The 12,432-nt window shown below is 42.8% G+C and carries 9 protein-coding genes; 7 read left to right on the forward strand and 2 right to left on the reverse strand.

From position 1 onward, the window contains the following. The first annotated feature begins 78 nt into the window (after positions 1-78). From mrcB to purH, 6 genes are all read left to right on the forward strand, one after another. Positions 79-2,574: a penicillin-binding protein 1B gene (gene mrcB / locus ACQKCG_RS01385; RefSeq protein WP_416220489.1), complete on the forward strand. Its 2,496-nt coding sequence runs from the start codon at positions 79-81 to the stop codon at positions 2,572-2,574. An 80-nt stretch (positions 2,575-2,654) separates the two neighbouring features. Continuing rightward, on the forward strand, positions 2,655-3,467 hold the full coding sequence (locus ACQKCG_RS01390; RefSeq protein WP_228153215.1) for a tetratricopeptide repeat protein: 813 nt from the start codon (positions 2,655-2,657) through the stop codon (positions 3,465-3,467). A 134-nt stretch (positions 3,468-3,601) separates the two neighbouring features. Continuing rightward, positions 3,602-4,528: a 50S ribosomal protein L11 methyltransferase gene (prmA, locus tag ACQKCG_RS01395; RefSeq protein ID WP_102094262.1), complete on the forward strand. Its 927-nt coding sequence runs from the start codon at positions 3,602-3,604 to the stop codon at positions 4,526-4,528. A gap of 172 nt (positions 4,529-4,700) precedes the next feature. Then, complete coding sequence (locus ACQKCG_RS01400) at positions 4,701-5,957, forward strand: DUF3426 domain-containing protein (RefSeq protein WP_102094264.1); 1,257 nt, start codon at positions 4,701-4,703, stop codon at positions 5,955-5,957. A 178-nt stretch (positions 5,958-6,135) separates the two neighbouring features. Further along, positions 6,136-6,498 (forward strand): DNA-binding transcriptional regulator Fis, encoded by a 363-nt coding sequence (fis, locus tag ACQKCG_RS01405; protein ID WP_057759230.1) that lies wholly within the window; start codon positions 6,136-6,138, stop codon positions 6,496-6,498. 146 nt (positions 6,499-6,644) lie between these two features. Further along, the gene (purH, locus tag ACQKCG_RS01410) at positions 6,645-8,225 is read left to right on the forward strand and encodes a bifunctional phosphoribosylaminoimidazolecarboxamide formyltransferase/IMP cyclohydrolase (RefSeq protein ID WP_102094265.1); all 1,581 of its coding nucleotides are present in this window, start codon (positions 6,645-6,647) and stop codon (positions 8,223-8,225) included. Between the two features lie 192 nt (positions 8,226-8,417). On the opposite strand, the gene ACQKCG_RS01415 is transcribed toward purH, so the two are convergent. Together ACQKCG_RS01415 and ACQKCG_RS01420 are read right to left on the reverse strand one after the other, a co-directional pair. Further along, positions 8,418-10,292 (reverse strand): SurA N-terminal domain-containing protein, encoded by a 1,875-nt coding sequence (locus tag ACQKCG_RS01415; RefSeq protein WP_102094267.1) that lies wholly within the window; start codon positions 10,290-10,292, stop codon positions 8,418-8,420. A 351-nt stretch (positions 10,293-10,643) separates the two neighbouring features. Continuing rightward, entirely contained in the window at positions 10,644-10,916 is a 273-nt protein-coding gene (locus tag ACQKCG_RS01420; protein WP_045445077.1) for an HU family DNA-binding protein, read from the reverse strand. Positions 10,917-11,440: 524 nt separating this feature from the next. On the opposite strand from ACQKCG_RS01420, the gene ACQKCG_RS01425 reads away from it, so the two are divergent. Continuing rightward, positions 11,441-12,085 (forward strand): hypothetical protein, encoded by a 645-nt coding sequence (locus ACQKCG_RS01425; RefSeq protein ID WP_102094268.1) that lies wholly within the window; start codon positions 11,441-11,443, stop codon positions 12,083-12,085. Positions 12,086-12,432 lie beyond the last annotated feature (347 nt).

Here is a 12,432-nt window from a genome sequence, read left to right on the forward strand (position 1 = left end):
TTGACGATGATAGATTGAAAAATTTGTCAATTTGCGTCATTATGAGGCAGTTTTTTATCCAAAAATGGTGCGACATCCGTGCAAAAACCTAATTACAAGTTACCAAATACCAAGTTATCAGCGTCATCTAAGTCTGCTATGCACACGCTACCCTCGCAGCAGCGCGGCTTGGTCTTTAGTAGTCTGCTATTAATTATCATCATCGCAGGCATGGTGCTGTTGGCGCTATATTTGATCAAACTTGATCGCACCATTACTCATAAGTTTGAGGGCAAGCGCTGGGACATTCCAGCCAAAGTGTATTCGCAGCCGCTTGAGCTGTATCAAGGTGCCAATGTCGATAGAGATACGATGAAGACATGGCTAGAGTTGCTTAATTATCAAAGCAACAAAGCTTATGATCGTACAGGCACCTATCATCGAACAGGTAATACTTACTTTATTCACACGCGCGGCTTTACGTATAGCGCCAATGATAAAGATGCCGAGCAAGTCATCAAAATGACAATTTCTGGCAATAAAGTAGAATCTATCCAGAGTACTCTGCCTGCCAAAAGCGGCATCATTCGTCTAGAGCCTGTCAATATCGGTGGTATCTATCCAGACAGTAATGAAGATCGGATGGTTGTGTCTTTGGACGAAGTGCCTCAGCCGTTAATTGATGCCCTTATCGCTACCGAAGATCGCGCGTTTTATGAGCATAAAGGGGTATCGGTACGTGGTATCGCCCGTGCCGTAATCAATAACTTTACTGGTGGTGCCAGACAAGGTGGTTCGACAATCACCCAGCAGCTGATCAAAAACTTTTATCTCAACTCAGATCGCACTATCAAACGCAAAGCCAATGAAGCATTGATGGCCGTGCTACTTGAACTGCATTACAGCAAAGATGAAATTTTACAGACCTATTTGAATGAGATTTATCTGGGTCAAAATGGCAACCGCTCTATCAATGGCTTTGGTTTGGCATCACAGTTTTATTTTGACAAACCACTTAATGAGCTGCGCTTAGATCAGCAAGCGATGCTGGTTGGTATGGCAAAAGGCCCAAGTATCTATAACCCACGTCGTAATCCAAACGACTCAAAAGCACGCCGTGATGTGGTGCTTAATAACATGCTGACCATGGGTACACTGAGCCAAGAAGACTACGACAAAGCCTTAAAGCAACCGCTTGGCATCGTGGATAAGCCTGCTGAAGGCAAAAGTCAGTTCCCTGACTTCTTGGATATTGTTAAACGTGAGCTAAATACCGTTTACTATTCTGACGACCTCAAAAACGAAGGTCTGATTATTATCAGCACCTTAGACCCTATCGCTCAATTGGCAGCAGACAAGGCCGTTGATAGAAAACTTGGTGAGCTGCGTCGTAATAGTAGCAAAACTAAGGATTTACAAGGCGCGTTAGTGAGTGCCAACCCTGAGACTGGCGAGCTAGTGTCTGTTGTAGGTAGTGGTAGTGAATTTACAGGGTTTAACCGTGCGGTCGATGCCAAACGCCAAGTCGGCTCATTGCTTAAACCTATCATTTATATGACTGCGCTTGAGAGCGGTCGTTATAACTTAGCCAGTTCAGTAGATGACTCCCCTATTACGGTCAATCTAAACGACGGTACTGACTGGAACCCTAAAAACTACGACAACCGTGATCATGGCTATGTACCATTTACCACGGCACTATCTCAATCCTATAATCAGGCGGCAGTACGCTTAGGTATGGAGTTCGGCGTTAATACCTTTGCTAAGCAATTACAGCGCATGGGTATCAAAGAAAAAATACCACCTTACCCATCAGCATTGTTAGGCTCAGTTAATTTGAGTCCGATGGATATGCTTGGCATTTATCAAGTCTTTGCCACTGGTGGCTTCCGTACGCCTATTCATAGTATTCGTACGGTCATTGATGATCGCGGCCGTATCTTACAGCGTACTGGGCTTAACACTCAGCGCAGTATTCCACCTGAAACCAACTTTTTGACCAACTATGCATTACAGCAAGTCGTCTCAAATGGTACAGCCAGACGCGCCCAATCACTCGGCAGTAATTTAAACCTAGCCGGAAAAACAGGTACAACAAACGACTACCGTGATGCTTGGTTTGCAGGCTATAGTGGTAACTATGTGAGTGTCGTTTGGGTTGGTCGTGATGATAATAAACCGATTGGTTTAAGTGGTGGCACTGGCGCCTTACCAGTTTGGGTAGATTATATGAAACGCCTAAAACTGACTCCAGTTGCCCTACCAGAGCCAGAAGGTATCGAGTGGTTATGGCTAGAGAACAATTCAGGCAAACTGTCTAATGAACGCTGCGCTAACGCTCGCTACTTACCAGTAATGTCAGCTCACCTACCAGAAGAAGCCAGCAGTTGTGCGCTGAGCCTGTATCAGCAAGATCGCGCTCGTGAACAGACACAGTTTCAGAACCAGCAAGGTGATATCAATCAACAACGTCGCCGCGAAGGTTTAGAGATTCCAAATGTTGAATCTGATGATGCAGCAGGTAGCAGCGAGCAAAGTGAAGGTGATGAAGACCGTGCTGATACTTGGTATGACCGTGCTGTTGAATGGTTCTAGCTATTGAGTGGTTCTAGCTGTTGAATGGCTCTAATAGTGTTTTTGATATTTAGCTTTTAATATTTAAAAAAGGTTTTAACATGATGGTGTCATCTTTACGGACAACTACTTCAGTAAAACAAACCATAGTGCTATGGCGCAATAAAATCACGTCAAACAATACATTACTTGCAGGCAGCGCGATCGTTGGCATGCTAAGCCTAAGTGCTTGTCAGACGGCACCTAGCACGTCGACTACAGTGCAAACCACGCCTGTTCAAACATTACCAACGTCACAACCGACCGTGCCATCAACGACAACTGCTCCAGCGCATATCACGGAAGCAAATGATCAAAGCAACTATCCAACCGAGCCTTACGATGCGGTTGAACAGTCCGAAACACCAAATCCGTTAACGCAAGAAACCCCTGTATTTACGCCTCCTGCTCCAGAAGTGATGCAGCCTGATCCTGTTATCATTGCACCTTCTCGTAACGACTATATAATCTCTGAACCATCAGTACCGTCGCATAATGAATTACTTGAGCACGCTAGAAGAAACTCGCAGCAACGTACTCAACAATCTGTAAGCAATAATAGTAATCTACCTGCGTTTCGCAATTTGATGCAAGTAGGTATCAGTCAGTTGAAAGCGGGCAATCTAACCAATGCCGAGAACAGCTTTACCCGTGCACAGCGTCTAGCGCCCAAATCATCGGCGGTATACTTCTATTTGGCACAAGTAGCATTAAAAAAGAACCAGCCTCGTAAAGCAGAAGCGATGGCACGTCGTGGTCTTAGCGTCTCTCAGGATAGCAGTCGTAGACGAGCACTATGGCAAGTTATATTGCAATCAGGACAAGCTCAGGGTAACTCACGCGTGGTCAATGAAGCAAAACAAGCACTGCGCTAATAGCTGAGTATTTGTGCCTCTTAGATTCATTAGTTAAAACATCTATATACATCATGAATTTCGTTGTATGTAGACTTATCTAGGGTATTCCCTAACACCTACACTTATTTTTATTTCCGCTTAAGGTTATCTTTATGGCATGGCAACAACTGCATTTACAATGCGAAAAATCAAACGTCGACTTGGCTGAAGCGCTTTTGTTAGAAGCAGGCGCATTATCAATAGCTTTAGACGATGCTGGCGATCAACCTTTGTTTGAGCCACTTCCAGGTGAATCGCCGCTTTGGGATGAGGTGATACTAACAGGATTGTTTGATGCGACTACTGATGCAGGTAGTCGTCAAGCGGTTGAGCAATTAAGTCATGAAATTGCTGCACAAGTACAGGCTACTCGTATCTGGCTAACGGCTGTTGATGATAAAGACTGGGAGCGCGAATGGATGAGCAACTATCATCCTATCGAATGTGCTAATGACCTATGGATTGTGCCTGACTGGCTAACACCGCCTAACCCTGAAGCCACCAATATCATTATGGACCCAGGTTTGGCATTTGGGACTGGCTATCATGCTACGACTCGCCTATGCCTAGACTGGCTAACAGAGCAAGACCTAACAGACAAAGTGGTTATCGATTATGGTTGTGGCTCAGGTATTCTAGGGATTGCTGCTTTGCTATTGGGTGCACGTCAGGTATATGCAGTCGATATTGACCCGCAGGCGGTACTTGCTACCAATCAGAATGCAGTACGCAACAATGTAGGCGAACGTTTACAGGCATTTCTACCAGAAGAATTTACAGAGTACTGCTCGCAACATGATGTGTTGCCTGTAGAAGTGATTGTTGCCAATATTTTAGCAAAGCCGCTTATTGGTTTAGCACCTTACTTTGCAACACTGGTTGCGCCAAAGGGCCGTATCGTTTTGGCAGGTTTGATTGAGTCGCAAACCGAGCAAGTCACTGAAGCTTATCAGCCATATTTTGCACTCGATCCTAAGCATGCTTTTACTGCGCAAGAAGACCAGCATTGGCAACGTTTATCAGGTACATTTACTAGCTAGCAACATTTAATTACATCTGTTACGATAGAGGGCAGTCAAATGTTATGTGTTTGACGCCACTCTGTCTTTGCCTACAATTCATCGAAATTAAATAAGTAAAATGCGTATTGTGGGCCGCTATTGGTGAGTGGCTAAGCGGTATTGATAACCATACTTTTTTGGATTCGCCTCTATGACCACGCCAATAGAAACCCAATGCCCCCATTGCCAAGCTTGCTATAGCGTTAAACAAACTCAACTAAATCAAGTCAATGCTACCATCAGCTGTGATCGGTGCCAGCAAAGTTTTTTGGTCAATAAACATCTTGTGGTAAATTCTGAGGTCATTCAAAAACCAACACCACAAAAAAATATTCCTGCTCAACAAAAAGCTCAAACTCAACCAATTTCGAACGAGCAAAAAACGTCTACTAATAGTAATCAGCATAAACCTCAAAATGTGCCAAATCGCCCTACATCTTCAATCAGTAAGAAAAAATCATCTGATACTTTGATTCATGACGACTTAATTTATGACGATATGGATATAGACGAGCCAGAAGAAGACGTTCAAGAGTATGACTCTTTAGATAATATGGATGCATGGTTAACCCAAGCCAGTAATACCAGTCCTAGCGCAGCAACCACAGAAAAACCAAAAGCGCCCTCTTCTAAAGAAACTATCAAAACCTCTAATCCATCAACAAAGAAACCATCTACTAGTACAATATCAGCATCAACACAGAACATGCTCAGCTCGGCAGCGGCCAATGATATTCATGCCAATGTTGAGAGTAGTGATAACAATTCATGGCTACAAAAACTATTAGAAGAACAAAATCAAGACGAAGAAACACCGCCAGATGACACAGACTTATCACAGCTTCTATCTGATATGGGAGTACCCGTTAAAGATGAAGAGCCTGCTGTCGACGATCGTTTAAGAAAAACACAGCTACCGTTTGCACCAACCCAAACGACACGTTCTATTGCATCATTATTATGGATATTAGGTTGTTTGGTCCTAGCACTGCTACTCGCGGCTCAGTATGTTATTTTTAACTTAGAGAACTTAGTCAAAAACCCAACCTATGCTCAGCGTCTCCAATCGATATGCTCTGTCGCTGCCTGCAGCTTGCCCAGTGCAGATTTATCAGCGCTTACCATCAGCAATACCTTTCATAGAAGCAGTCAGATTAAAACTGCTGGTACATTTAGCGATATAGGCGCTACTCTAAGTAATGGCAGCCCGCAATCACAACTATACCCAAATGTAAAAATAAGCGTTTACGGTAGAAATGAGCTTATTGGAGAGTTTATTGCAGGTCCAAACGATTATTTATTAGGCAAGCAAAGTCAGTTAATGGCCAATACAGATAGACAGCTATTGTTTACTATCCCTGTCGCTAATGCGCAAATTCGCGACATTACTATGACCGCTCTTTATTAAACTAGGGTGTCATATATAAATAAGCGTGAGTAGAAAATACACCGTAAATTCATTTTCAATTAAACCGTGATAGCCAAGATAACGATGAATCTATCAGCGCTAGGCGATATTAATTTGATATACTATGGTTCTGACCCCTCACAATCAGAATTTTTCTTCATCTCAAGGATATTATTTTATGGCACCTCATGCACAGCATAATGCTAATCATTTTGCTAAAAGCTCTGAGCACCCTGCCGATTATAATAAAGACGAATACCAATCACCTACGCACGGCTTTGATTTTGCTAGTCAACACTATACAAATAGTGCGCAGCAACCTCTACGAGTTCATGTGGAGCGTGTGGTACGTCAGTACTTTGCGATGCTAGGAGATGAGATGCCCACTGATTTATATGAGCTGATTTTGAAGCAAGTCGAAGAGCCTCTCTTATCTGTCGTCCTAGAAAAAACAAGAGGCAACCAAACCAAATGTGCTCAGATATTAGGCCTAAATCGAGGCACTTTGCGCAAAAAAATGAAAACCTATGATTTAATGTAACATTGTTATATGAGCTTACCCATCATTGACTATCATTATGTATGGCAATTAAATGTTCCGCGCTTTATCTATCATGATACGGCATACCATTGTCATCATCACCTTGCCAGACGTTTACGTCAGGCTTTTTTTATGGAAAATTTCTTATGAGTACAACCCCACTTGCCCTACTATCGGTCTCCGATAAGTCTAATATCGTCGAGTTTGCTCAAGGCCTTCTCAAAGCAGGTTTTGGTTTATTATCTACTGGCGGTACTTATCGTCTGCTCACAGAAAACAATGTCGACGTGACTGAAGTATCAGATTACACAGGCTTTCCCGAAATGATGGATGGCCGTGTTAAAACGCTACATCCTAAGATTCACGGTGGCATCCTAGGACGCCGCGGTACAGATGATGCAGTAATGAGTGATCATGCGATCGAACGTATCGACTTGGTCGTCGTGAACTTATATCCGTTTGCCGAAACGATTGCACGTGCTGACGTGACTATGAACGACGCTATCGAAAACATCGATATTGGCGGCCCTACCATGGTGCGTTCAGCAGCGAAAAACCACGCTCATGTAGGTATCGTCACTGATCCAGCTGATTATGACCGTGTACTTAACGCGTTAGACGGTGGCACCGAACTGACAACTGCTTTGCGTTATGACTTAGCAGTAAAGGCGTTTGAGCATACGGCACAGTACGACGGTATGATTGCAAACTTCTTAGGTAGCCGTGTCAACGAAACTCAAGAGCCAGAAAACTTCCCACGTACATTCAATGTACAGCTCGAAAAAGTACAAGACCTACGCTACGGTGAAAACCCTCATCAAAACGCGGCTTTCTATACTGAAAACCAGCCTTTAAAAAGCAAACAAGCTTCAATCGCGACAGCTAAGCAGTTACAAGGCAAAGCGCTATCTTATAACAACATCGCTGATACCGATGCTGCGCTTGAGTGCGTTAAAGCTTTCAGCGCGCCTGCTTGCGTTATCGTTAAGCATGCCAACCCTTGCGGTGTCGCGGTTGATAATGACCAAGTAGCGGCTTATCGTACTGCTTTTAGCACCGATCCTGAATCGTCTTTTGGTGGTATCATCGCATTCAACCGTCCGTTGACGCTTGCTGCGGCAAAAGCCATTATCGACAATCAGTTTGTAGAAGTGATCATTGCACCTAGTATCGAAGACGGTGTACTTGAAGCGACAGCTACTAAGAAAAACGTACGCGTATTGGTATGCGGCGAGCTACCAGCACCAGATCAGCGTGATATCCAACTTGACTATAAGCGCGTTAACGGTGGCTTACTCGTACAAGAGCAAGACCTTGGTTTAATCACGGCTAACGACCTAAAAATCGTTACTGATGTACAACCAACTGAAGCGCAAGTGGCAGATCTACTATTTAGTTGGAACGTAGCAAAATACGTCAAATCTAATGCCATTGTCTACGCAAAAGGCCAACGTACTATCGGTGTTGGCGCGGGCCAAATGAGCCGCGTTAACTCAGCACGTATTGCCGCTATCAAAGCAGAACATGCTGGACTAGCAACTGAAGGTGCTGTTATGGCATCAGATGCGTTCTTCCCTTTCCGTGATGGCATCGACAATGCTGCTGAAGTAGGTATCTCTGCTATCATTCAGCCAGGTGGTTCTATGCGTGATGACGAAACCATTGCTGCTGCTAATGAGCATGGTATCGCGATGGTATTCACGGGTATGCGCCATTTCCGCCATTAAACAATCACCTATTAATTTAAGACTGGAATTAGTCGCAGCAGCTGTATTTATTAATGCGACTAACTTTCAGTCTATATAATATTCGTGATAATTATCGTTAAAGCATCACCCAAAAAAAAGCCACTGTATCAATTGATACGGTGGCTTTTTTACGTCTAAAAATAAGAATAAAAATAAGAATCTAGCAAATACTTAGCGGCCTTGTGCGTTTGCCATGTTGCTTTCATTAATCTCAACCGTATACACCATACGTAGATAGTCCAAATAGTCTTGCAACTGGTCTTGGCCTAAATTGTCACGAATGATACTGGCTGTTTGCGCTCGTTGCATATCAGACAGTGGTGACTGCTGCTCAGTTTTAATACGGTCTCCAACCAGTAGCGTTGCACCCATCTCAGTCTCACTAGCAATCGCGACGACGCCATTATCAGCGGCTTGCTGGCTAAAGGCCAATCCACGCTCTTTGTCCGTTAGCTGCGTCGTTTGACGGTTAATCTCACCCAGTGCTTGGAAACTAACCGACTGCTTACTTATATCAGCTGGCGTCTTGATACCAGCAGCCAATGCTTTAGCATCTTTTAAAGCTAATGCTGTCGCTTTCTGCTGACGGAGTATTTGAGTGATTCTTGGAGTTGCATTTGCTAGAGCAAGCGTCTTAGTAGGACGATAATTGCTTGGCTGTAACCATACGGTACCGTTGCCAACTTCTACGCCTGCCGTTACCGCCTGATCTTGAATAGTAAACTCATCAAAGGCCTGCTTAACCACTACTGGTTGCGGCAGTGCTGATTTGTTGTTCACTTTACGATAATCTTTGATACGCTTGAGGCTGACGTTTTCTTGCTGTGCAATATCTTCGATACTGAAACCATCTGCTGCCAAATCATTGATTGATGTCACTTTATCAGCATAGATTTCCTGACGTTTATACTCTTTTGCTTTCGCAGTTAGCTCTTCACGCATACTGTCTAGACTTGGAATTTTTTTGCCATTATCTTCAGTAACCGTAAATATCTGATAACCAAAGCTAGTCTTGATAGGCGCAGTCACATCACCAACGCTCAACCCTTCTAGTGCCTCTTGCACAGTATCCGCGTCACTGCCAAACACTGACGGATTAAAGCGTCCGATATCACCACCTGTTTCACCTGATGGATCATCCGACTCTGCTTTAGCAAGCGCAGCAAACGCTTCACCTTTATTCAGACGCGCTTTCACTTTATCGGCTCGTGTCTTAGCATCTTTACCAGTAAACAGTATCTGACTGACTTTACGCTCATCAGTAGCCGCAATGCTCTGCTTATATGCTTCATACTGCTGCTGCAACTCTTCTGCGGTTACTTCATCAACCTTGATAGTTTGCGGGCTAAGCTGGATATAAGCCAAGTCAACCATCGCTGCACTTTTCAATGTGTCTTTGTTGGCATCATAGTATGATTGAATGTCTGCTTTACTAAGCTTAACTTTGTCAGCATAGTCTTGCCAATTAAAGCGATGCACCCAAACGTTGCGCGACTCAAGTTGCAAGTCAATCAATTGACTGACCGCTTGCATAGGATAGACGGCCGTCCCAACAATACTGGCGTTCAATTGATCCAAGCTTAACTGATTGCGAAATTCTGCAAATAGTTGATTTTTGGTCATGCCGCGCTGACGCAAGAAGTTTGAGAACTGATCGTTTGAAAAGTTACCTTCTGCATCTTGGAATATTTCTTCTTGACGCAGCAAACGATTGATCGTGTCGTCAGACACTGTCATACCAAGCTTACCTGCTTGCTGCTCTAACAACGTACGGTCGATTAGACCCTTTAATACTTGCTCATGAAGCACATCTTCATTCAATAAGCTGGCATCTTCAACTTGCTCTAATACTTCAGAACGACGGCTATTGACAGCAGTTTGATACTCGGACAGTCCTACGCTTGCCTCACCTACCTGCGCAATCTGGTTGGGATCGACGTTGCCGCCAAAATAGCTTTCGACACCCAAGAGAGCGAGCGGCGATAGGCATAAAATCAATAAAATGCGACCTGGCCAGCTTTTTAAGAAATCGCGCAATTTATCCATAGTTATCTCTGCTTTATTAACCTATATTGATGAAAAACCATTGTAATACTGTTAGGAGCTGTTGAGTGCAACCTGTCAATATCAGTACTATTTAAGCTAGCAATGGTAAGAGTAAGAGCGTATGCATTTTATAGTAAAAAACAAAATTTACTAAAGAAATCTGACTTAAATGACACACCTATCGCGCGCCCTATGATACGTGATTTTTCATGCAGACTCAAAATATTCACGACGCATGATACAAACTATAGCGATAAAAAAAGCACCTAAATATTAGGTGCTCTCTTCGATGGTTAGCTCATTACTTCAGCTATAGACCACCGACTATCATTTTATGCTTAAAAAGGCGGCTTAATTCAAGCGCTCTTTTAAGTTTTTACCAGCTTTGAAGCTTGGTACTTTGCTTGCTGGAATGCTTAGCTCTTCGCCAGTCTTAGGGTTGCGACCAGTGCGTGCTTTGCGATCTTTTACACTGAAAGTACCAAAGCCAACTAATGAGATGCTATCGCCAGCTTCTAGCGCTTCGCCAACACTTTCCATAACAGCGTTTAGTGCATCACCAGCTTGGGTTTTATTTAGACCACTTTTGTCTGCGATGCTATCAATTAATTCTGACTTATTCATAAAATTTCCTTCAAGTTTAAGGGGGTAATAAATGCTCACGCCAAGTATTGTAACGCTCTCATGGTGCTTACGCAATAAAAACTACCTAACTGGCGCATTAACAGGTTCTTCTTTGTTATCGTCTTTATATCAAGGCAGCATAAGGAGCGCAAGCGATTTTACATATTTTTGTGCTCTACACTACGTATTTGACACCTAATGTTACGCAAAGCGTTAGGAACTTATATATAAGTGGCTCTGTATAACTGAGACGATTGGCTTTCCTATTTTCTACGCTTTGTCAGATTTGTCAATTGCCGTCTGTGCATTGCTATGCATTAAGTTTGTATATTACTGGTCATAAATAAGAGTGTCTTTATTGACTGCTAAATTGTAATGTAATAGTTTAGCCACTACAGAAACTAGCGTTACTTTTTATTATAAAGACGTTACTATAAGCAAAATATCACTGCAAGTATTGGGCAAATACAGACTTCTGTTTGCTAAATATCTAAAACTTGCTAAATAAAAAACGGATTACTTACATGAAGCGTTCTACGTTGTCTCACTCTTTTCTTAATATCATTTTAGTATTTATCGAGTCGGCGCTGACATTATTGTTACGTTTGGATCCTGAATTGCGTAAGGCCGCTTATCCGCTTGCTAAGCAAGGCACCGTGGTGGCGCTTCGCCTGTATTTACCGCATGTAGAAGTATTTGCCACCTTTAGTACCAAAGGCGTGTTACTAGATGCTCAGCTGCCGATTGGTCGTAGTGAGCCTGACGTGGTTATCAATGCCTACAGCATTCAAGTTATCAACGCCATCACCACTCATGATAGCGAAACCACTGAAAAGCTACAGATGCGCGGTGAGTCGATTCAAGTACAACTGGTTAAACAGTTTATTATGCAACTTGGGCTTGGCAGCTTGATTCAGGGGCTGATCAAAAAGATAAAGGGTGGTAAAGCTAAAACCAAACCTACAGAAGCTGACTTGGAAGAAAAAAAGAACAACTACAAACTGCGTATTAAAGAACAGCAAACACAGATCAATACCTTGACCATTAAAAACCGTGAACTTGAAACAACCGTGAGAGAGCTTCAAAGCAAGCAAAAGATGTTGATGATTGTCACTGTTGTTGCCCTTGTCATTATGATCGGTTCAATCATCGCACTATTGATGAATTAGTTTTGCTTCGTTGAATTACCTATAAATAAGCGTTCAATGTCTTCTATAGATATTGAACGCTTATTTTTTACTTCGTCAAACGTATCTGTAGCAGACAAATTAAGCTGCTTATGTCTCACTCATATATCTTTTCTAAACATCATTATTTTTATCAATTACAGCAATAAGCTTGATTAACCATTGAACCACACTTTAATCTTGACTAAATTACTCGGGATTAAGTATAATTACCTTAATCGTTGCACACATCGGGTTAATCATCTGTTGTTCAATAACGACAAGACAAAACTTAGCTGACGTATTATTGGTTGCTCTTTTTATCTTATGAGTACTTATTAAGACTTTCG

The organism is Psychrobacter sp. NPDC078929, from assembly GCF_050267985.1.
Lineage (GTDB): Bacteria > Pseudomonadota > Gammaproteobacteria > Pseudomonadales > Moraxellaceae > Psychrobacter.